A 19949-nucleotide genomic window follows, 5' to 3' on the forward strand; every position below is an offset into this window, starting at 1 on the left:
GTGGTTTATTGTTAAGCATGCTTTCGCATACTTAACGGAGCTCATTGCTCCATAACCACAGGAGCGCCGCACCCGCTGCGGCGCTCCTTTTCAACTTCCCTCTTTTTTTCCCGCTTTGTTGTGTTAAAATAAAAGAGCATTATTGCGATTATTTTTTATCAATTAGATTACAAATCATGGAGGTCATATGAGATACGAAAACGTGAAAAAAACCGATCCTGCGGTCTACGATATCATGCGCAAGGAATGGCACCGTCAGCAGGACGGTCTTGAACTGATCGCGTCGGAAAACTTCGTTTCAGAATCAGTGATGGACTGCATGGGCAGTCACCTGACCAATAAATACGCGGAAGGGCTGCCGGGCGCACGCTACTACGGCGGCTGCCAGTTCGTCGACGAAATCGAACAGCTGGCCATTGACCGCGCCTGCAAGCTCTTCGGCGCTGAACACGCCAACGTTCAGCCCCACTCCGGCGCCCAGGCCAACACCGCGGTTTACGTCGCGCTGCTCCAGCCCGGCGACACCGTCATGGGCATGGCCCTCGACCAGGGCGGCCACCTGACCCACGGCTCAAAAGTCAACCTGTCGGGCAAGCTCTACAACTTCGTCCCCTACGGCGTCGACAAGGAAACCGAATTGATCGACTACGACGCCTTTGAAGCCCAGGTGAAGGAAGTGCAGCCAAAGCTCGTCGTCGCCGGCGCTTCCGCCTACCCGCGGATCATCGACTTCGAACGCATGGCCAAAATCTGCCACGACAACGGCGCCCTTTACATGGTCGACATGGCCCACATCGCAGGGCTGGTCGCCGCAGGACTCCACCCGTCGCCGGTACCGGTGGCCGACATCGTCACGACGACCACTCACAAAACCTTGAGAGGGCCGAGAGGCGGCCTCATCCTCTGCAAAAACGAATTCGCAAAGGCCATCGACAAGGCTGTGTTCCCTGGCACCCAGGGCGGCCCACTGATGCACACCATCGCCGCGAAGGCCGTCTGCTTCAAGGAAGCAATGACCGACGACTTCGTCGCCTACCAGAAACAGATCGTCAAGAACGCCTCCGTCCTCGCGGATGAACTCGCGGCCCGCGGCTTCCGCATCGTCTCCGGCGGCACCGACAACCACCTGATGCTCGTCGATGTGTCCGCAGTCGGCATGACCGGTAAGGAAGCGGACGAAACCCTCGAATCCGTCGGCATCACCGCCAACAAGAACACGATCCCCTACGACACTCAGAAGCCTTTTATCGCCAGCGGTGTCCGCGTCGGCACACCGGCTGTCACCACCCGCGGCCTGGTCGAAGAAGATATGCACGTCATCGCTGACATCTTCGAAGACGCCCTGATCAAAAAGGATCCGGAAGCAGCAAAGGCCAAGGTCAAATCCCTGACTGACAAATACCCGCTGTACCCGGATCTGATGTCTGACAACTGATGGACGGCAAAGATTACAAAACCGTGCTGACCGCCGCCGAGGCGGAACAGACGATCAACAAGTCCCGATTCATCGGCGTCGTGTTTCACGCCGAAACCGAGGACGACGTCGCGGCGGAAATCGCAAAGCTCAGAAAAAAGCATTTCAAAGCGACTCACGTCTGCTCGGCCTACGTGCTGGGCACCAACCCGCCGCGGGAAAGGGCCAGTGACGACGGTGAGCCTTCGGGTACAGCCGGCCGGCCGATTCTCGACGTCATCTTGAGACGGGGTCTCAAAAACGTCGGCGTCGCGGTGGTGCGGTATTTCGGCGGCGTCAAGCTCGGCGCCGGCGGGTTGATCCGCGCCTACTCCGGCACCGCGTCCCTCGTGCTCGACCACGCGCGCATCGTCGGGAAAATCTGGTCGGACACCGTCCGCGTCGTCATTCCCTACCCGATGTACGGCGGGCTGATTCAGAAACTCACCACCTCGGGCAAAGCTTCGTGGCAGCCGGTGCAGTCCCGTTTCGAAGAGACGGTCACCTTGGATTTTGAGGTACCTGTCGGCGAAACAGCCGAATTTACCGCGTTTTTAACCGATCAAACTGCCGGCCAGGCAGTGATCACCACAGGTGAGGCCAAATGGGTCGACACGCTGATTTCAGCGCCAGAAAAGTAAAAAGAATTGGAAACACCACAGTCTCTGCTTTTACAACAGCAGGGGCTGTTTTTTTATGTTTGGATTGGGAAAAATATTCAGCTAAAAGAAAAACGCGCCCTGATTGTTCAGAGCGCGCTGATAAACGTATCATGATGGCATTGAACCGGCCTGATATTATTTCAGCACCATGTTCAGGAAATTTTGAGTCCGTTCGTTCTGCGGATGGTCGAAGACTGCTTCCGGTGGGCCTTCTTCGACGACAACACCGCCGTCAATGAAAATCGTCCGGTCGGAAACCTGTTTGGCAAAGCCCATTTCGTGGGTGACGACGACCATCGTCATCCCTTCTGAGGCCAGCTGTTCCATAACACGCAGCACTTCCCCGACCATTTCCGGGTCGAGAGCCGATGTCGGTTCGTCGAAAAGCATGACGTCCGGGTTCATTTCGAGGGTGCGGGCGATGGCCACACGCTGCTGCTGTCCGCCGGAGAGCTGTCTCGGGAAGGCGTCAGCCTTGTCGAGCATCCCGACGCGGTCGAGCAGCTCGTCAGCTTTCTTGTCCGCTTCTTCTTCACTCATCAGTCCGAGCTTGATCGGTGCGAAGGTGACGTTCTTTTTGACCGTCATAAACGGGAACAGATTGAACTGCTGGAACACCATGCCGATGTTGCGCCGGACGAGGTCGATGTCGACATTCGGGTCGGTGATTTCGTTGCCGTCCACGATGATGGTACCGCTGGTGGCTTCTTCAAGCCCGTTGAGGCAGCGCAGCATCGTACTCTTGCCGGAGCCTGACGGCCCGATGACGCAGACCACTTCCCCTTCTTCGACTTCGAGATTGATGTCCTTCAGGACCTCGAGATCGCCGAATTTTTTCTGTAAATTTTTAACGATAATCTTAGGCATCTGCTTTCAACCTCTTTTCAATACGTTTGGAAATGGTTGACAGAATCATGATGATGATGAAGTACATGACCCCGACGATGATCCACACCTTGAAGGATTCCAGATTGTCGGCGATGATCAAGCTCCCGATCTGGGTGAGCTCTGCCATCCCGATGACTGACAGAATCGAGCTGTCCTTCAGGGTGATGATGCACTGATTGACGATGGCGGGTACCATTGTGCGCACCGCCTGCGGCAGAATGACACTGCGCATGGACACCCCATAGGACAGGCCGAGGCTGCGTGCTGCTTCCATCTGGCCCTTATCGACGGCTTCAATCCCGCCGCGGAAAATTTCAGCCAGATAAGCGCCGGCATTGAGCGTCAGCGTGATAATCCCAGCTGTCATAGGTTCCATGCGGAAGTTCAGCGCACTGGTGATCCCAAAATAAATGAAGAACGCCTGAACGATGATTGGCGTTCCTCTGATGATGTCGACGTATACGCGGGCGACGGCGCGGGCCCCCACAGCTCTGGACACAGAGAGCATCCCGAAAATAATCCCTAATATCGCGGCAAGTGCCAGCGATATCAGGGTGGATTCCAAGGTCACTCCAAGTCCCTGGAGCAGGCGGGGCCAAGATTGTGAAATTAATTCAAAGAAACTCACAATGACCTCCAAAAATTATTAAACCTATTGATGATTCAGCTTAGTTGCTGCTCGTTTTGATGTACTTGTTGACGATCTTGTCGTATTCGCCGCTCTTCTTCAAGTTCTTCAAGCCCTTATTGAACATCTTGAGCAGCTTCTGGTTTTTGCCTTTCTGAACAGCGAAGCCGTAAGAATTGCCGGCCTGGAGATCGCCGACGATTTTCAGCGGCTGGCCCTTTGTGATGGCGTAGCCGAGAACTGGATAATCTTCAAAGCAGGCAGCGGAGTGGCCGGATTTGACATCTTCGTACATGTTAGCACTGCTCTTGAAGGTCGAAAGGGTGTAGCCGTATTTGTCCTGATTCTTCTTCGCGAAGGTTGCGCCTTCGGTACCGGCCTTCACCGCGACGTTCTGACCCTTTAACTGGCTGTAGTCGGTGATGTTAGAATCATTGCGGACCGCCATGCCGATCCCAGAATCAAAGTACGGATCTGAGAAATCAAATTTTTTCTTGCGTTCGTCCGTAATGCTCATGCCGGCGATAACGCCGTCACTCTGGCCGCTTTCAAGGGACTGGACTGCGCCGTCAAAGCCGAGGGCCTTGACTGTGTACTTGAAGCCCTGATCCTTGGCAATGGCCTTGAGCAGGTCCATGTCAATGCCGACGCGCTTGCCCTTGCTGTTTTCAAATTCAAACGGCGCGAACGTGGTGTCAGTGGCGATGATGTACTCATCGGAATTTGAGCTGCTGGATGAGCCACAAGCTGCAAAGGTCACAACGGTGACGAGTGCGAGTGCGAAAACCAGGCCCAATTTCAAACCTTTTTTCATAAAAACATCCTCCAATTCGATTGCGCTTCAGTGTCTTCTTTTAATAAAACGCTAAAGCATATTTAAATTACTTTTTATTTTATCATCTTTGTATACCTGGTGCAATTCAAAATATTAAAAAGTCCTTAACCTTAGCATTATTTTTCCTTTATTTTGATCTCCTCGCTTTGAATTTATATGCAAATTCTGTATTTTATGCATTTTATTTCGTACACCGTATGGATTCGGCCAATCCCTTAAGCTTTCAGGCCTTGAATCAAATTGTATACAATTGACTTTTGAGCTTTCCTTTGCTAAAATTTAATAAAAATAAACGGATTGTATCCAAAATCCACTTACGAGCATGAAGGAGGCACACATGGCGAACGATCCATTTACCCAGGCTTTTATTCATAAATACGCGTCGAGAACGATTGATCGGGACCGCATCCCGATGACAACCTACCAGGCTCACAATGTCAACCAAGGGCTTCGAGATGAAGAGGGCAACGGTCTGGTGGTTGGACTGACCAATATCTCCTTGGCCGACGGCTTTGAAATCGTCGACGGCAAGCGTGTCCCCTGTGAGGGCAAGCTCTGGTACCGCGGCATCGACATCAACGACATCATCGAAGGCTTCACCCAATGCCGTTTCGGCTACGAATCCGCCGCGTTCCTGCTGCTCTTCGGCGACTTGCCGACGCAGGCTGAGCTCGACGACTTCCGCGACGTGCTGGACAGCCAGCGCCCGCTGCCGACACATTTCACTCGGGACATCATCATGCACTCGCCATCCAACGATTTGATGCGCATGCTGACCCGCTGCGTGCTCTCTCTCGGCGCCTACGACGACAACAGCGAAGACACCTCGCCCGAATACGTGCTCGCTCAGTGCGTGAAGCTCATCGCCCAGTTCCCGCTGCTCGTGATGTACGTCTACCAATCCTACAATCACTACATTGAAGGCAATTCCCTGTACCTGCACCGCGCGCGCCCGAATATGTCCACGTCGGAAATCCTGTTGAGCCTTCTGCGTCCGGATCGGAAATACACCGACCTCGAAGCGTGGGTGCTCGAAGTGGAATTGATCCTTCACATGGAACACGGCGGCGGCAACAACTCCACCTTTGTCGACCGCGTGGTCTCCTCCACCGGCACCGATACCTACTCGACGATGGCGGCGGCGATCGGTTCCCTCAAGGGGCCAAAGCACGGGGGACAGATTCTGCTCGTACCCGAAATGATGGAAGATCTAGCCGAAAATATCGCTGGCCCCGGCGACATGGCTGGCATCAAGCGCTACCTCTCGGCACTGCTCGACCGCAAGGCCTTCGACAAGAGCGGCAAGATTTACGGCATCGGCAACCCGGTCTACTCGATCTCCGACCCGCGCTCTGAAATTCTGCGCAAGTACGGCGAAAAGCTCGCCACAGCGAAAGGCCAGAGCGACGTGTTCGATTTGTACGCGGCGGTGGCGGACCTCGCCCCGAAAATGATCAACGAACGCGGCCTTTACCACAAGCCGGTGTGTGCCAACATCGACTTCTTCAGCGGGTTCGTGTACCGGATGCTCAACATCCCTCCGGAACTGTACACGCCGATGATCACCGTCGGCCGCATCGTCGGCTGGAGCGCGCACCGCATCGAAGAAATCATCAACGGCAAAGTCATCATGCGTCCGGCGTACGAAAGCTTGATTCCGGAACGCAGACCCTTCGTGCCGATCGAAGATCGGAAAGAGGGCGGAAAATAATTTACTTGCTTAAGTCATGTAATTTTGAAAGCATTTACAACGCGAAAAGCCGGAGAAAATCCGGCTTTTTTATTTACAACATTTTTCATTTATGATAGATTGTGCAATGTAATCAATTGTTTTAATTTTCGAGTTACATTTGGTCGACCACTTCTTGAAGCATTTGACAGATAAGCCGGTGCAACTCAACAGGAGGTTTAATGATGGCAAGAAAATTATCCAAAAAATCCATGGCATCCGCTGAAGCCCAGAAGGCAGAAGTTAAAAGCACGCCGAAGGTTGAAGTGAAAACAGAAGTCGAAACCGTCGCAAAGGCTGAACCGAAGAAGGCCAAGGCAGAAGCAGCCAAAACCGCCGCAAAGACTGTGGCGAAAACAGCTGCGAAGGCCGCGAAGACCACTGCATCTGCTGCAAAAACCGGTGCGAAAAAGACCGCTGCACGCCGCAGCTCCAGCCGCGGATACAAGAGCGAAGTCATTATCCAGCGCAGCGATTTCGAAGTCACCTCATCCGGACTTGTTGACGAAGTCAAGGAAATTTGGACCAAACAGATGGGCAACCTGGTCCGCGATCTCAAGGACGTCAAGGTCTACGTCAACACCGAAGAAGCGATGGCTTACTACGTCATCAACGGCGAAGTAAACGGCAGCTTCGCACTCTAAGCGTCACCGACGCGCAGCGGCTCAGGCCGCTGTTTTTTTTGCAAAATTTCAGAAAATGCCTGATTTTCCCTTCACCTCGGAAAAAATCGTGCTATAATGGAGTTACCGCGTACCGGGGAGCGATGAGCTGAGAGGTGCGGACATGCCGCACGACCCGATTTACCTGATTTGGATAATGCCAACGGAGGGAGACGGAAGCGAGATTTGATTGACGTCGTGCTTTTTACCGCAGTGCCCTCCCGGCACTGCTTTTTTTGTTCTCCGTGCGCAGAATTTTATAACGAGCAAGGAGAAAAGTATGGCACTGAATTACGCAACCCAAATGGATGCAGCCCGCAAGGGCATCGTGACGCCGCAGATGAAGGCGATTACCGCAAAGGAAAACATGGACATCGATCAATTGATGGATCTGATCGCAAAGGGACAGGTGGTCATTCCGGCGAACGTGAACCACACCAGCCTCGACCCCAACGGCATCGGGAAACAGCTGAAGACGAAAATCAACGTCAATCTCGGGGTCAGTCGTGATTGCCGGGATCTCAACGTGGAATTAGACAAGGTGATGGATGCGGTCAATCTCGGCGCCGAAGCGATCATGGATCTGTCGAGTCATGGCGACACCCAGCCCTTTAGACGGAAACTGACATCGGAATGCCCGGCGATGATTGGCACCGTTCCGGTCTACGACGCGGTGATCCACTATCAAAGAGATTTGGGCACCCTTTCGGCGCGGGACTTCATCGACGTCGTGCGGCTTCACGCTGAAGACGGGGTCGATTTCGTGACCCTGCACTGCGGCCTGACTAAGGAAACGGTGCGCCAGGTCAAGGCCGGCGAACGCAAGATGAACATTGTGAGCCGCGGCGGCAGTCTGATCTTCGCGTGGATGTCAATGACCGGCGAAGAAAATCCATTCTACGAATATTACGACGAAATCCTCGACATCTGCCGGAAATACGACGTGACGATCTCCCTCGGCGACGCCTGCCGGCCTGGATGTTTAGCGGACGCGACCGACCGTATCCAGCTCGGCGAACTCATGCGCCTCGGCGAACTGACGGAACGGGCATGGAAAAAGGACGTGCAGGTCATGGTCGAAGGGCCGGGGCACGTGCCCCTTGACCAGATCGCCGCGAACATGAAGGTGCAGCAGCAGGTCTGCCACGGCGCGCCTTTCTACGTCCTCGGACCGCTGGTCACGGATATTGCGCCGGGCTACGACCACATCACGGCGGCCATTGGCGGCGCTATCGCCGCCTACAACGGGGCGGCCTTCTTGTGCTACGTCACCCCGGCGGAACACCTGGCGCTGCCAAACCGTGACGACGTCCACGAAGGGATCATCGCGAGCAAAATCGCGGCCCACGCTGCCGATATCGCCAAAGGCCTGCCAGGCGCCCGGGACCAGGACGACCGGATGGCCGATGCCAGACGCAAACTCGATTGGAACGCCCAATTCGCGCAATGCCTCGATCCCGAACGGGCCAAGGCGATCCGAGACAGCCGCGCCCCGGGGGACGATCACAGCGACACCTGCTCCATGTGCGGCAAGTTCTGCGCGGTGCGCAGTATGAACAAGGCCCTGGCCGGCGAAATCATCGACATTCTATGATCAAAGCAAAAAACAGCATCAAAAAAACTGCGGTCTTACCAGATCGCAGTTTTTTAATTAAAATTTTTCTCTTTTTCACGAAAGAATTTTCACCTGGCAGGCCGCCATGGTCTGAAGCGCCGCCGCGTGGCTTTCTGGTGTGACGCCGGCGCAGCACCGCGCGTCGACCGTCACCGACACCTCCGGCATGAACGCCTTGAGCATCAGCGCGTTGGAGACAACGCAGATGTCAGTACACAACCCGACGAGCTCGATTTCGATGTCCCGCTCCGCCGCGATTTTGGCCATGCGCTCCGCCAGCGCCACCGAGCCAAAGGTCGGCTTTTCGATAATGTGATCCGGTGGAATCATGGCCGCGATGTGCGGCTCGAGAGCCCATCCCGGCGTCCCCTTGATGCAGTGGGGCACTGGCAGATTGGCGCCTTCCTGAGTGTCCAGATAATTGTCCGGGTGGGTGTCCTGAGTCGCGTAGACGTTGGCCTTCGGCACTGCCGCGATCTTGTCGATCACCGGCTGCACGATGGCTTCCGCTTCCTTGGTTCCCAATGCCCCGTCGATAAAATCTTTCTGCATGTCGATGACGATCAATATCCGTTCCATGGCTCCTCCTTATTTAAAACAATTTTACAGCGCGGCCAGCCCCCGTTTAAGGTCTTCGATGATGTCGTGGACGCTTTCGAGCCCGACCGACAGGCGGATCATACCGCCGTCGATGCCCGCCGCGACGAGCTGTTCGTCGGTGAGCTGGCGGTGGGTCGCCGACGCCGGGTGCAGCACGCAGGTGCGGATATCCGCGACGTGGACTTCGTTGGACGCCAGCTTCAGGCTGTCCATGAATTTAACGGCCTGGGGCCGTCCGCCCTCGACGACAAAGGAAATGACGCCGCTGGCGCCGTCCGGCAGGTATTTTTCAGCCAGCTGATGGTAGCGGTCTCCCGGCAGGCCTGGATAAGTCACCGAGGCGATTCCGTCGGCCGCGTCGAGGAAGGTCGCCACCTGCATCGCGTTGTCGCAGTACTGGCGCATCCGAACCGGCAGGGTTTCGAGCCCGAGGTTGAGCAGGAATGCCGAGTGGGCCGCCGGGTAGCAGCCGAAATCGCGCATCAGCTGCATCCGCGCTTTGGTGATGTACGGCGCGTCGGCGTACTTGTCAGTGTAGACGATGCCGTGGTAGCTTTCGTCCGGTTCGGTGAATTCCGGGAACTTGCCGTTGGTGTAGTCGAACTTGCCGCTGTCGACGATCATCCCGCCGCACTGCAGCGCGTGGCCGTCCATGTACTTGCTCGTCGAGTGGGTCACGATGTCGGCGCCCCATTCGAAGGGCCGGCAGAGCACCGGCGTCGCAAAGGTGTTGTCGACGATCAGCGGCACACCGTTGGCGTGGGCGATCTTCGCAAATTTTTCGATGTCGAACACCGTCAGCGCCGGGTTGGCCAGGGTTTCGCCGAATACAGCCTTGGTGTTCGGCTTGAAGGCCGCCTGAATTTCTTCCTCTGAGGCTTCTTCGTCGACAAAAATGCATTCGATGCCGAGGCGTCTCAGCGTGATGTTGAACAGGTTCAGGGTCCCGCCGTAAACCGACGGCGTCGCGATGAAGCTGTCCCCCGCCGCGCAGAGGTTTAAAATGGCGAGCAGGTTGGCTGCCTGGCCGCTGGACGTCGCCATCGCGCCGACGCCGCCTTCCATATCGGCGACCTTGGCTTCCACGGCCATGACCGTCGGATTCGCGAAGCGCGAGTAAATGATGCTCTTCGTCGGGTCGTCGAAAACGCCGGCGATTTCATCTGTCGAATCGTAAACGTAGGTCGTACTCTGCACAATCGGCACCACCCGAGGGTCTCCGTTTTTCGGCGTGTAGCCCGAGTGCAGACATTTCGTTTCCATATCCATGATAACACAGCTCCTTCCAATTACCTAGTGTTTTAATATGAATGTTGACTCATTTACTATGTTTTAATTCTAGTTTATCAAAAAGCAGACGGGTTGAAAACGTCAAATTGACAAAATCCCTTTTCTCGATTACAATAGGGGCGTTCATCGGAGGGTTCTGCCTGAATGAAATGAAAAGATCAGCGGACTGGATAAGATGTGCTGGCTGAAATGCCGGTATGCCCTATTCAGTCCGCTTTTATTTTGGAGGTAAAAATGAAAAAAACCCGTGTTTTGTCCTTAACGGAGGGGCCGATTTTATCCAGCCTGATTCCGATCGGCTTCATGCAGGCGATTTCGGCCTTCGTCGCCCAAAACCGGGGTGCAGGCCAATTTGACCGCATCTTCGGCGCCCTGCGCCAGTCGGTGCTGATCGCCGCCCTCTCCGCTGCCGCGATGTTCTCCCTCTCCTATTTTCACGGCGATCTCCTGGCCCGCATTTTCACCAACGACACCGCGGTAATTGCCGGCGCCGCCGATTACCTCAAGGCCTACGGCATTGACTGCCTGCTCACCTGTTTTTTGTTCTGCTTCATCGGCTTTTTCGACGGCATGGCCCGCACGCGCTTCGTCATGATTCAAGGGGTCGCCTCTGCCTTCGGGGTACGGGTGCCGGTGTCCTACCTGATGTCGAAGCGTCAGCCGGTCTCGCTGTTCCACATCGGGCTGGCCGTGCCAATATCTACGTTGTTCCAGATGATGCTCGTGCTGATTTATTACGCCTGGCTCAAGCGTCAGATCCGCCAGAATCCCGAAGCTTTTCTCTAAAGGCCGACAAAAAGGCCTCGGCCGCCCGCGACAAGATGCGGTACTTTTTCCAGACGAAGACGGCGCCCACCGTCACCTCGGGTTCGAAGGGCACAAAGGCGAGGCTCGGATCGTCGATCTGGTACAGCCCGCGGATGCTCACCGCGCAGGCGCACCCGGTGCGCACCAGCGCGGCGCCGTTGCCGATCAGGTCGAAGCGCCCGACGACGTTGAGGTCCTCGGTGGTCACTGCCCCGTCGGACCACACCTCGGCGTCAAAGGTCGCGCGGTTTTTTCTCGACGAGAGCAGCAGCGGCATGCGGACCAGATCCGCCGGCCCAACCGAGTGCAGCCCCGCCCAGGGACTGTCCGCCGGCACGACGACGCCAACGGCCTCGGTCTCGGGCATGCGCAGGCAGTTGTAGGCCTCGACCCGCGCCGGCTCGAGCAGCAGCGCAAAATCCACGAGGCCCCGCTCCAGCTGCTCCTGAATCACGTCGACGTTGCCGCTGGAGATCTCGCAGGTCAGCTTCGGGTATCTTGCGTGAAGCGCGGCGAAGGTTTCCGTCACCAGATGCATGATTTTCGTTTCCGCCGCCCCGATGCGCACACACCCTGACACGTCCTCGTTTTTTCTGGCGAATTCCTCCTCGGTCTGGTCGACGAGGGAGAGGATTTCCATCGCGCGCTGCTTCAGCCGCATGCCCTCCTCAGTGAGCAGCGTGCTGCGGTTGGTCCGCACGAAGAGCTTCGTGTCGAGCTCATCCTCGAGATCGGCAATCTGACGCGACAGCGTCGGCTGGGTGACGTGAAGGACATTGGCTGCCTCCGTCATGTTTTCGTCCTGGGCCACCTCTAAAAAATATTTCAACGATCGAATTTCCATTTTCACCCCTCTATTCCCGCATCGCAATGCGGTTACTCTTGATATACAAAAATATTATATCATGCTTTTCAACATAAGCATTTCACATTTTAGCTTTTTGGGTTTAAGATAAACGTGTCAAAAAAATTACACCACTGGAGTCCACCATGGATGAAAAAACCAGACAAAATCTCGTGGACGCTGGCTGCAGCGCTGACTTCATCAAGGCCTACGCCGCTTTAAACGAGCCGAGCGTGCAGATCCGCAAGCTGCGCGAGCACCGCAGGGTGCTGCTGTCGGCCATCCACGACACGCAAAACAAATTGGATTGTCTCGATTACTTGATTTACACCAAACGGAAACAAACCCATTAGATTCAAGAAAGGAAATGAACAATGGAAAAACAAACAGCTGGACGCGACGCCCTCGGCGATTTCGCGCCGAAATTTGCAGCACTTAACGACGACGTACTTTTCGGAGAAGTCTGGGCCAGAGAAGACAAGCTCTCCCCGAAACTCAGAAGCATCATCACCGTCTCGGCCTTGATCGGCAAAGGGATGGTCACCGACGCTTTGAAGTTCCACCTGCAGAGCGCCCGAAAAAACGGCGTAACCAAGCAGGAAATGGCTGAGCTTTTGACCCACATCGCCTTTTACGCCGGATGGCCCAATGCCTGGGCCGCCTTCCCGATGGCGAAGGACGTGTACGCTGACGACACGACGCCGGAAAGCCACGGCGGCTTTTTCGGCCTGGGTCAGCCCAACGACGCCTTCGCCAAATACTTTATCGGTCAGTCCTATTTGAACCCGGTGACCAAGCCGGACGACCCGCTGGCGATTTTCAACGTCACCTTTGAACCGGGCTGCCGCAACAACTGGCACATTCACCACGCCACCTCCGGCGGCGGCCAGATTCTGATCTGCGTCGACGGCGAAGGCTGGTATCAGGAAGAAGGCAAACCGGCGCAGGCCCTCAAGCCCGGCGACGTCGTTGAAATCCCAGCGGAAGTCAAGCATTGGCACGGCGCCGCGAAGGACCGCTGGTTCTCCCACCTGGCCTTTGAACTGCCGGGTGAAAATACCTCGAACGAATGGTGTGAACCGGTCAGCGACGACATCTACCTCGCGCTCTAAATCAGGGGGACCAATCATGCCCTTATCCGCCGATATTTAATTTATCTGCAAAAAAACCGAGCCGGTCTGCACACGACAGACCGGCTCGGTTTGATTTTAATCATTGCTCATCTAACGATATATTTTGTCAAGTTTCCGGCAGGTATTAATGAGCCAGATCCCCGTCGTATTCAGATCGGAAGCCTGCCATTTACTCGTCTTACCGCAGGATGGCTTCAGGCACGAGGCCGATTCATCTTTGTTGCAGAGCGACCAGCAGGTAAAACTGATACCGTTATTCGTCATAAGCGTCATCCACCGATTCGCATTGTCAATGTCATATCCGCCGTTTCCCGACGCGTCGCAGATCCCGAATTCTGAAACAAAAACAGGGGTTTTACTGTCGATCGCCCGCTTTAATTTATTCTGGAGATCGTCCCTGTGAGTGCCGGCGTAAAAGTGGAGCGTATACATGACGTTTTTCACGCCAAGCGGCTTCTTTGCAACTTCATCGACGTCCTGAGACCAAGTGTTGGTGCCGCACAGGATAATCGCGCTGCTGTCGCTGTCCCGGATCGTCTTCGCGATGGTTTTGCAATAAGTGTAAAGATCCCGGCCGCTGCCGTCATACCATTTTGTATTCGTCGGCTCATTGCAGATTTCAAAAATCACATGAGCGTTGTTTTTGTATTTAACGGCGTAGGTTTTGAAAAAGCGCTGTGCCTGAGATAGATCGTCGTTAGGATTGTAATTCAGGACATGCCAATCAATAATGACGTACATGCCCAGTTTGCCGGCCGCTTTGACTGCCGTTTTAATTTTCGCGTCCATTTGATCCTGACTGCCCTGGAGGTATCCGCCCTCTCTCGGATAGACCGCGAGACGGACCGTGTTGATGCCCCATTCATCGCGAAGGGAACGCATCGCCGCTTTATTCACGTACTGCGGAAACCACTGAAGCCCATGGGTGCTGACGCCGCGGAGCTGGACAAATTTTTTGTGCTTGTCGAGAATGACGGGCTGTTTAAACCCCTTCACGTAACCGACGGAAAGCTTACCGTGCCGGCCAAAGGGCGTTTTCGATTTCGCCACGGACGTGGTCCGCCCCTTTACCGAATAACTCAAGCTGCTTCCGCCCGCGTCCGCTTGAAAAGCCTTCGCGGCCGACACGCTGGACTGCTTCGCGGCCACGGTTCCCCCAAATCCAAAAGCTGTAAAGCTTAAAATCAAGCTGCAGATCGCAGCTGCCGCCATCACTCGATGCCGTATCCCTTTTCTCATACCAAACTCCCCCTGTTGTGCTAATAGTTATGATATTTATTATATCACCAATCACAGGCGAGCATCACTTCTTCAAAAAAATAAAAGCCCTTACGGACTTTTATTTTTTGAATGTTAACCTAGCACAGCTTCGCGCCAGCTGGAATGTGATCGTCGAGAATCAGCAGGTGAAGCTTTTCTTCCCCTTCTTCTTCGTGGACAGCAGAGATCAGCATCCCGCAGGATTCGATCCCCATCATCTTGCGCGGTGCGAGGTTGACAATGGCGACACAGGTGCGGCCGACCAGGTCTTCCGGTTCGTAGAATTTGTGAATGCCGGAAAGGATAGTGCGGTCTGTGCCGGAGCCGTCGTCCAGGGTGAACTGGAGCAGCTTCTTGCTCTTCGGCACCGCTTCGCAGGCCTTGACCTTGACGGCGCGGAAGTCCGCTTCACAGAAGGTGTCAAAATCAATCTGGTCTTCCATCAGCGGTTCGACCTTGACCTTTGAAAAGTCGATGACTTCGTCAGAACCTTCAACCTTGAAGCTCGGCTGTTTCTTCGGCTTTTCGCTGGCCAGCGGCTTCATCGTCGGGAAGAGGATGACGTCGCGGATGGTGCGCTGACCGGTAAAGAGCATGACCAGACGGTCGATACCGATGCCGAGACCGCCTGTCGGCGGCAGCCCGACTTCCAGCGCGTTGATGAAGTCCGCGTCGTACGGATGGGCTTCTTCGTCCCCGCCGGCCTTCTTTTCCATCTGCGCGATGAAGCGTTCCTTCTGGTCCGCCGGGTCGTTGAGTTCTGAGAAGGCGTTGGCGCATTCCGCACCGGAGATATAGAGTTCAAAGCGCTGGGTGTAGCGCGGATCTTCCGGGTCCTTCTTGGCCAGCGGTGAGATTTCCACCGGGTGCATCGTGACGAAGGTCGGCTGGATCATCTTGTCTTCGCATTTCGCGTCGAAAACTTCGGCCATGATTTCGCCGACACTGCCGTCCTTGCCTTCGACATCGACGCCGAGGTCGGCCGCGGCTTTCTTCGCTTCTTCGACGTCGGTCATGTGGTCGAAATCCACGCCGGTTTCTTCCTGAACTAGATCGACCATGCGGGCGCGTCTGAAGGGTTCGCCGAGGTGAATGGTGTGGCCGTCGAATTCGACGTCCTTGGTGCCGAGGATTTCATCGGCCAGGTAGTGGTACAAATCTTCGACCATGTCCATGACGCCGATATAATCGGTGTAAGCTTCGTAGGTTTCCAGTTCGGTGAATTCCGGATTGTGGGTGGCGTCCATCCCTTCGTTTCTGAACACGCGGGAGAGCTCGTAGACCTTGTCAAATCCGCCGACGATCAGGCGCTTCAGCGGCAATTCCAGAGCGATGCGCAGGTACATTGGAATGTCCAGCGTGTTGTGATGGGTGATGAACGGACGGGCGTTGGCGCCCCCTGCCAGGTTGTTCAGCACCGGGGTTTCCACTTCGAGGAAGCCGCGGTTGTCGAGGAATTCGCGGATCTTGGAGATGATGCGCGAACGGGTGACAAAGACGTCACGCACTTCCGGGTTGACAATCAAATCGACGTAGCGTTGACGATAGCGGAGGTCCTGATCCTTCAGGCCGTGGAATTTTTCCGGCAGCACCTGGAGGGATTTGGACAGCAGCGTGAATTCGTGGACGCGGATCGACACCTGGCCGCGCTTCGTCTTGAAGGCTTCGCCCTTGATGCCGACGATATCCCCGATGTCAACCTTTTTAATTTCGTCGTAATCCGGCAGCAGGTCCTTTTTCAGGTACAGCTGAATCTTGCCGGTGCTGTCCAGCAGGTCGTAGAAGCCGACCTTCCCCTGACCGCGCTTGGCCATGATGCGCCCCGCGAGGGAAAGCACCTGACCTTCGTACTGTTCAAAATTGTCGTTAATATCTTTGGCGTGACCGGTCACATCGTACTTCGTGATTTCGTAGGGGTTCTTGCCTTCCGCCTGAAGGGCGTGCAGCTTGTCCCAACGGACCTTGATCACATCGCTCATTTTTTCTTCTGCCATATTTGCTCCTGTTCTCGTTCTCTTTTAGGCTTATCTGTGGATGTCCAGAATGGTGTAAGTCACCGTTCCCCGTGGCACTTCGATGACGACCGTATCGCCGACCTTGTGGCCCATCAGGCCTTCACCCACCGGCGACGCGTTGGACAGCTTGCCGGCTTTGATATCCGCTTCGGCTGAACCGACCAGCTGGTAGGTCATCTGGCGGCCGCCCGTTTCGACGGTCATGTAGCTGCCGATCCCGACTTCGTCAGTCTGGACGTCGTCGGCAACCTTGACGTTGCGGATCTGTTCTTCGAGTTCTTTGATCCGGCCTTCGACAAAGCTCTGTTCGTTTTTCGCTTCATCGTATTCCGAGTTTTCGGACAAGTCCCCGTACCCGCGCGCGATGCGCAGTTTTTCAATAACTTCGTAACGGGTGACCGTTTTTAAATGTTCCAGCTCGTCTTTGAGTTTCTGCAGCCCTTCTTCAGTGACCACTAATTCCTGTTTTTTTTCGCTCATGGCAACCCCTTCTGCTTGTATTTTCCGATGCCAGAAAGACAAAACAGGCGCTGCCGCGTCTGTTTTTCACCGTTTCCGCATCCACGTTAACCATTTTCAATGACTTTACATATTATATTAATGACCGGCTTAAAAGTCAATCATTTCAAGGTCAACCGCCGGATTTTCCGTCAGAAAATGGGCGATGCCGTCGTGGTCGTTGTCGTAGGCGGTCACGACGTCCGCCGCGGCCTTGGCCGACGCCTCGCCGTTTTTCATCGCGACGCCGATTCCCGCGTAGGCGAGCATCCCCGCGTCGTTCTGGGAATCCCCAAAGGCGATCATCTGCGTCCTCGAAATACCCAGCTGATTTTCGAGTGCTTTAAGGCCCGACGCCTTGGAGAAGCCCTTGAAGGTGACCTCGAGGTAATATTCCCCGACGCGGAAAAAATCGAACACGTCGGCAAAGGGAGCCGTGATCTCAGGGGTGGCCCGGTCGAGGACGTCGCCGTGACCCATGACGAGAATCTTGCACAGCGGAAAATCGACGAAGTCGGCCAGTGGCGCGTGCTTTTCGATGGGAATGCCGATCACGCTGCGCTGGTGCTCCACCTTGTAACCGTCGGGGTCGTTGGAAAAATAGGTCCGGCCGTCGTCGACGAGGACCGACACCGGAAAGCGCTCCGCGTTGTGAATAAAGGCGCGGACGATGTCCGGGTCCATGGTCTTTTCGAAGAGGATTTGCTGATTGGTCTGGTCGACGATCTGCGCACCGTTGTAGGCGATGACCAGCCCGTGGTAATCCGCGAGTCTTAACATCCTGCTGTAAGCCGCCGTGCCCACCGCCGGACGGGCTGAGGCGATGGCGACCGTGCCGCCGGCGCGCTGAAAGGCAATGAGCACCTCCCGCGTCCTCGGTGAAATCGTCTTGTCCGTCGTGAGCAGCGTCCCGTCCAAATCAAAGGCCAAAAGCTTGGGTTTCATCCTGCACCTCCGTCGTTTTGTTTTATCTTATCACAGGATGCCCCGCAATTGGCGTCTCGCGCTAAAATTCCGTCCACCAAAAAAACTGCCTCATGCGAGACAGTTTTTCTGGGTTGTTTTATAAGAAAGGTATCTTATAAACAAAGGGCAAATAGTATTTTATTATTCAACGTCCATGAGTGCCTTCGGTCCTTCTTCACCAGTACGGACCTTGACGACACGATGTACGTCGTAAACAAAGATCTTGCCGTCGCCGATATGGCCGGTGAACAGCGCTTTCTTCGCTGTTTCGATCACATCGTCAACCGGGATGCCCGAGACCACGACTTCCACCTTAACCTTCGGCAGCAGGGTCGAATCGACCGTCGCGCCACGGTAACGTTCGGCTGAACCCTTCTGGATGCCGCAGCCCATGACCTGGATGATGGTCATGCCGCTGACCCCGAGTTCATTCAACGCACGCTTCAACGCGTCGAACTTAGACAATCTGCAGATGATCACCACTTTGTGGGCTTCCACAGGTCCGCCGGAGACGAGTTCCGGTTCTCTTGAAACCTTGACCGCCGCGTCGACCTGAGCCGGTGTGGCCTTGGTATAATCGTCTTCGCCGAGATCGGTGTTTTCGTTGGCTTCGAGGCCCATGTCCGTGACGTCAGAAATCGCAAATCCAGAGTAAGCCGATGCGAGGCCGTGTTCGTGAATGTCGAGCCCTTCGATTTCGATTTCCGGTGAGACGCGGAGACCGACTGTTTTGTCGATGATCTTGAAGACAATGAACATGACGACTAAAACGTAAGCCGCAACTGAAGCAAAGCCGAGGGCTTGGACGCCGAGCTGATGGACGCCGCCGCCGTAGAAGAGGCCTTTGCCGACGCCGTCAGCGCCAGTTGAGAACAAGCCGACTGCGATGGTGCCCCAGATCCCATTGACCATGTGGACAGAAACAGCACCGACTGGGTCGTCGATTTTTGCAATATTATCAAAGAATTCAACTGACAGGACAACCAAGAAACCAGCGACGAGGCCGATGAAGAAGGCGCCGAGCGGTGAGACGCAGTCGCAAGGTGCGGTGATCGCAACCAAGCCAGCGAGGGCCGCGTTGAAGGTCATTGACACATCAGGTTTGCCGTAGCGCACCCATGTGAAGATCATCGCGACAACGGTTGCCACAGCCGCAGCCAAGTTCGTATTCATGAAAGCGAGAGACGCTTCAAAGGCGTTGGCGTTGGTATCCATCGCGACAGTAGAGCCGCCGTTAAATCCGAACCAGCAGAACCAGAGGATGAAGACGCCCAATGCACAGGCCGTCATGCTGTGGCCTGGAATGGCGCGGGCCTTGCCGTCCTTGCCGTATTTGCCGATACGGGGGCCGAGCAGTGCAGCGCCGAGGCAGGCGATGATGCCGCCGACCATGTGGACACAGGTGGAGCCGGCGAAATCGTGGAAGCCTAAGCCGCTGAGCCAGCCGCCGCCCAAAATCCAGTGACCGGAAATTGGGTAAACCAACAGTGAAATCGCTGCGGAATAGATACAATAAGCTTTAAAGTTGGTCCGTTCTGCCATGGACCCGGAGACGATAGTCGCCGCTGTCGCACAGAAGACGGTCTGGAAAATCACGTAGCACCAAAGGGGCATGTTCTGCGGCACGACACTGTTCGCCGCCGTATATTTCCCAAGGATCATTGGATCGAAATGGCCGATTAACGCGCCCGTCCCGCCAAACATCAAGCCGAAGCCGACGAGCCAGAAGCACGGGGTCCCGATACAAAAATCCATCATGTTTTTCATCAGGATGTTCCCGGTGTTTTTTGCACGGGTCAAACCAGCTTCGCAGAGGGCGAACCCTGCTTGCATAAAGAAGACCAACGCCGCACAAAGCAGCACCCAAGAAACAGTGGTTACACTAAACTTCATGATGCACTCCTTCACAAATCACAACAATAACAGATAAAATAAAAGAATAATGAGTCCAGATCAAAGAAAAAAGCGCCTTTTCCCCGCGGGATCCCATAGCGAGGATAAAGCGCCTTTGCTTCAATCGTGATGCAATAAGAGCAAAATAAAAGGCACTTCGAGAAAAACTTC

At 55.1% G+C, this 19949-nt stretch carries 20 protein-coding genes and 1 riboswitch; of the genes, 9 read left to right on the forward strand and 11 right to left on the reverse strand.

What is annotated here, in order from left to right:
• The first annotated feature begins 187 nt into the window (after positions 1 to 187).
• From glyA to QZX60_RS04815, 3 genes are read left to right on the forward strand one after another with little or no spacing between them, the layout of a single operon-like run.
• A complete protein-coding gene (gene glyA, locus QZX60_RS04805; protein ID WP_295361929.1) occupies positions 188 to 1435 on the forward strand; it encodes a serine hydroxymethyltransferase in 1248 nt (415 codons plus the stop codon).
• On the forward strand, positions 1435 to 2094 hold the full coding sequence (locus QZX60_RS04810; protein ID WP_295361931.1) for a YigZ family protein: 660 nt from the start codon (positions 1435 to 1437) through the stop codon (positions 2092 to 2094). Before glyA ends, QZX60_RS04810 begins: the two co-directional genes overlap by 1 nt.
• A 6-nt stretch (positions 2095 to 2100) precedes the next feature.
• Entirely contained in the window at positions 2101 to 2229 is a 129-nt protein-coding gene (locus QZX60_RS04815; RefSeq protein WP_295361933.1) for a hypothetical protein, read from the forward strand.
• Between the two features lie 21 nt (positions 2230 to 2250).
• On the opposite strand, the gene QZX60_RS04820 is transcribed toward QZX60_RS04815, so the two are convergent.
• Genes QZX60_RS04820 through QZX60_RS04830 form a run of 3 tightly spaced genes read right to left on the reverse strand, consistent with a single transcriptional unit; the run spans position 2251 to position 4445 of the window.
• Positions 2251 to 2982, reverse strand: coding sequence for an amino acid ABC transporter ATP-binding protein (locus QZX60_RS04820; RefSeq protein ID WP_295361935.1), 732 nt, complete (start codon positions 2980 to 2982; stop codon positions 2251 to 2253).
• Positions 2975 to 3631: an amino acid ABC transporter permease gene (locus QZX60_RS04825; RefSeq protein ID WP_295361937.1), complete on the reverse strand. Its 657-nt coding sequence runs from the start codon at positions 3629 to 3631 to the stop codon at positions 2975 to 2977. Before QZX60_RS04825 ends, QZX60_RS04820 begins: the two co-directional genes overlap by 8 nt.
• Before the next feature lie 40 nt (positions 3632 to 3671).
• The gene (locus QZX60_RS04830) at positions 3672 to 4445 is read right to left on the reverse strand and encodes a transporter substrate-binding domain-containing protein (protein WP_295361939.1); all 774 of its coding nucleotides are present in this window, start codon (positions 4443 to 4445) and stop codon (positions 3672 to 3674) included.
• Positions 4446 to 4803: 358 nt separating this feature from the next.
• On the opposite strand from QZX60_RS04830, the gene QZX60_RS04835 reads away from it, so the two are divergent.
• From QZX60_RS04835 to thiC, 3 genes are all read left to right on the forward strand, one after another.
• Positions 4804 to 6177, forward strand: a complete 1374-nt coding sequence (locus QZX60_RS04835) for a citrate synthase (RefSeq protein WP_295361941.1) — start codon at positions 4804 to 4806, stop codon at positions 6175 to 6177.
• A 203-nt stretch (positions 6178 to 6380) separates the two neighbouring features.
• The gene (locus QZX60_RS04840; RefSeq protein ID WP_295361943.1) at positions 6381 to 6839 is read left to right on the forward strand and encodes a DUF6465 family protein; all 459 of its coding nucleotides are present in this window, start codon (positions 6381 to 6383) and stop codon (positions 6837 to 6839) included.
• Positions 6840 to 6942: 103 nt separating this feature from the next.
• Positions 6943 to 7045: riboswitch (TPP riboswitch) on the forward strand.
• A gap of 92 nt (positions 7046 to 7137) precedes the next feature.
• Complete coding sequence (gene thiC, locus QZX60_RS04845; protein ID WP_295361944.1) at positions 7138 to 8451, forward strand: phosphomethylpyrimidine synthase ThiC; 1314 nt, start codon at positions 7138 to 7140, stop codon at positions 8449 to 8451.
• Between the two features lie 75 nt (positions 8452 to 8526).
• On the opposite strand, the gene QZX60_RS04850 is transcribed toward thiC, so the two are convergent.
• Together QZX60_RS04850 and QZX60_RS04855 are read right to left on the reverse strand one after the other, a co-directional pair.
• Positions 8527 to 9051 carry a cysteine hydrolase family protein gene (locus QZX60_RS04850; protein ID WP_295361946.1) on the reverse strand — a complete coding sequence of 175 codons (525 nt, stop codon included), beginning with the start codon at positions 9049 to 9051 and terminating at the stop codon, positions 8527 to 8529.
• A 24-nt stretch (positions 9052 to 9075) separates the two neighbouring features.
• Complete coding sequence (locus tag QZX60_RS04855) at positions 9076 to 10341, reverse strand: O-acetylhomoserine aminocarboxypropyltransferase/cysteine synthase family protein (RefSeq protein ID WP_295361948.1); 1266 nt, start codon at positions 10339 to 10341, stop codon at positions 9076 to 9078.
• Positions 10342 to 10596: 255 nt separating this feature from the next.
• Here QZX60_RS04855 and QZX60_RS04860 point away from each other — a divergent pair, with 255 nt between their 5' ends.
• On the forward strand, positions 10597 to 11148 hold the full coding sequence (locus tag QZX60_RS04860) for an MATE family efflux transporter (protein ID WP_295361950.1): 552 nt from the start codon (positions 10597 to 10599) through the stop codon (positions 11146 to 11148).
• Here the strand turns inward: QZX60_RS04860 and QZX60_RS04865 are convergent.
• Complete coding sequence (locus tag QZX60_RS04865; RefSeq protein WP_295361951.1) at positions 11108 to 12013, reverse strand: LysR family transcriptional regulator; 906 nt, start codon at positions 12011 to 12013, stop codon at positions 11108 to 11110. The genes QZX60_RS04860 and QZX60_RS04865 overlap by 41 nt on opposite strands.
• Positions 12014 to 12159: 146 nt before the next feature.
• On the opposite strand from QZX60_RS04865, the gene QZX60_RS04870 reads away from it, so the two are divergent.
• Together QZX60_RS04870 and QZX60_RS04875 are read left to right on the forward strand one after the other, a co-directional pair.
• Positions 12160 to 12366 (forward strand): hypothetical protein, encoded by a 207-nt coding sequence (locus QZX60_RS04870; RefSeq protein WP_295361953.1) that lies wholly within the window; start codon positions 12160 to 12162, stop codon positions 12364 to 12366.
• Between the two features lie 21 nt (positions 12367 to 12387).
• Entirely contained in the window at positions 12388 to 13125 is a 738-nt protein-coding gene (locus QZX60_RS04875) for a carboxymuconolactone decarboxylase family protein (RefSeq protein ID WP_295361955.1), read from the forward strand.
• A gap of 111 nt (positions 13126 to 13236) precedes the next feature.
• On the opposite strand, the gene QZX60_RS04880 is transcribed toward QZX60_RS04875, so the two are convergent.
• The 5 genes from QZX60_RS04880 to QZX60_RS04900 form a co-directional block, all read right to left on the reverse strand.
• Positions 13237 to 14385, reverse strand: a complete 1149-nt coding sequence (locus QZX60_RS04880) for a glycoside hydrolase family 5 protein (protein WP_295361957.1) — start codon at positions 14383 to 14385, stop codon at positions 13237 to 13239.
• A 119-nt stretch (positions 14386 to 14504) separates the two neighbouring features.
• On the reverse strand, positions 14505 to 16400 hold the full coding sequence (lysS, locus tag QZX60_RS04885; RefSeq protein ID WP_295361959.1) for a lysine--tRNA ligase: 1896 nt from the start codon (positions 16398 to 16400) through the stop codon (positions 14505 to 14507).
• A gap of 30 nt (positions 16401 to 16430) precedes the next feature.
• Positions 16431 to 16901 carry a transcription elongation factor GreA gene (gene greA / locus QZX60_RS04890; protein ID WP_295361961.1) on the reverse strand — a complete coding sequence of 157 codons (471 nt, stop codon included), beginning with the start codon at positions 16899 to 16901 and terminating at the stop codon, positions 16431 to 16433.
• A 129-nt stretch (positions 16902 to 17030) separates the two neighbouring features.
• Positions 17031 to 17864, reverse strand: a complete 834-nt coding sequence (locus QZX60_RS04895) for a Cof-type HAD-IIB family hydrolase (RefSeq protein ID WP_295361963.1) — start codon at positions 17862 to 17864, stop codon at positions 17031 to 17033.
• Between the two features lie 162 nt (positions 17865 to 18026).
• Positions 18027 to 19778 (reverse strand): ammonium transporter, encoded by a 1752-nt coding sequence (locus tag QZX60_RS04900; RefSeq protein WP_295361965.1) that lies wholly within the window; start codon positions 19776 to 19778, stop codon positions 18027 to 18029.
• Positions 19779 to 19949 lie beyond the last annotated feature (171 nt).

This window comes from uncultured Pseudoramibacter sp. (genome assembly GCF_903789625.1).
Lineage (GTDB): Bacteria > Bacillota > Clostridia > Eubacteriales > Eubacteriaceae > Pseudoramibacter > Pseudoramibacter fermentans.

Bases quoted from the DNA above. Each gene is read 5' to 3' on its own strand.
- glyA (WP_295361929.1), top strand. From the start codon at position 188: ATGAGATACGAAAACGTGAAAAAAACCGATCCTGCGGTCTACGATATC.
- QZX60_RS04810 (WP_295361931.1), top strand. From the start codon at position 1,435: ATGGACGGCAAAGATTACAAAACCGTGCTGACCGCCGCCGAGGCGGAA.
- QZX60_RS04820 (WP_295361935.1), bottom strand. From the start codon at position 2,982: ATGCCTAAGATTATCGTTAAAAATTTACAGAAAAAATTCGGCGATCTC.
- QZX60_RS04830 (WP_295361939.1), bottom strand. From the start codon at position 4,445: ATGAAAAAAGGTTTGAAATTGGGCCTGGTTTTCGCACTCGCACTCGTC.
- QZX60_RS04835 (WP_295361941.1), top strand. From the start codon at position 4,804: ATGGCGAACGATCCATTTACCCAGGCTTTTATTCATAAATACGCGTCG.
- QZX60_RS04840 (WP_295361943.1), top strand. From the start codon at position 6,381: ATGGCAAGAAAATTATCCAAAAAATCCATGGCATCCGCTGAAGCCCAG.
- thiC (WP_295361944.1), top strand. From the start codon at position 7,138: ATGGCACTGAATTACGCAACCCAAATGGATGCAGCCCGCAAGGGCATC.
- QZX60_RS04850 (WP_295361946.1), bottom strand. From the start codon at position 9,051: ATGGAACGGATATTGATCGTCATCGACATGCAGAAAGATTTTATCGAC.
- QZX60_RS04855 (WP_295361948.1), bottom strand. From the start codon at position 10,341: ATGGATATGGAAACGAAATGTCTGCACTCGGGCTACACGCCGAAAAAC.
- QZX60_RS04860 (WP_295361950.1), top strand. From the start codon at position 10,597: ATGAAAAAAACCCGTGTTTTGTCCTTAACGGAGGGGCCGATTTTATCC.
- QZX60_RS04865 (WP_295361951.1), bottom strand. From the start codon at position 12,013: ATGGAAATTCGATCGTTGAAATATTTTTTAGAGGTGGCCCAGGACGAA.
- QZX60_RS04870 (WP_295361953.1), top strand. From the start codon at position 12,160: ATGGATGAAAAAACCAGACAAAATCTCGTGGACGCTGGCTGCAGCGCT.
- QZX60_RS04875 (WP_295361955.1), top strand. From the start codon at position 12,388: ATGGAAAAACAAACAGCTGGACGCGACGCCCTCGGCGATTTCGCGCCG.
- QZX60_RS04880 (WP_295361957.1), bottom strand. From the start codon at position 14,385: ATGAGAAAAGGGATACGGCATCGAGTGATGGCGGCAGCTGCGATCTGC.
- lysS (WP_295361959.1), bottom strand. From the start codon at position 16,400: ATGGCAGAAGAAAAAATGAGCGATGTGATCAAGGTCCGTTGGGACAAG.
- greA (WP_295361961.1), bottom strand. From the start codon at position 16,901: ATGAGCGAAAAAAAACAGGAATTAGTGGTCACTGAAGAAGGGCTGCAG.
- QZX60_RS04895 (WP_295361963.1), bottom strand. From the start codon at position 17,864: ATGAAACCCAAGCTTTTGGCCTTTGATTTGGACGGGACGCTGCTCACG.
- QZX60_RS04900 (WP_295361965.1), bottom strand. From the start codon at position 19,778: ATGAAGTTTAGTGTAACCACTGTTTCTTGGGTGCTGCTTTGTGCGGCG.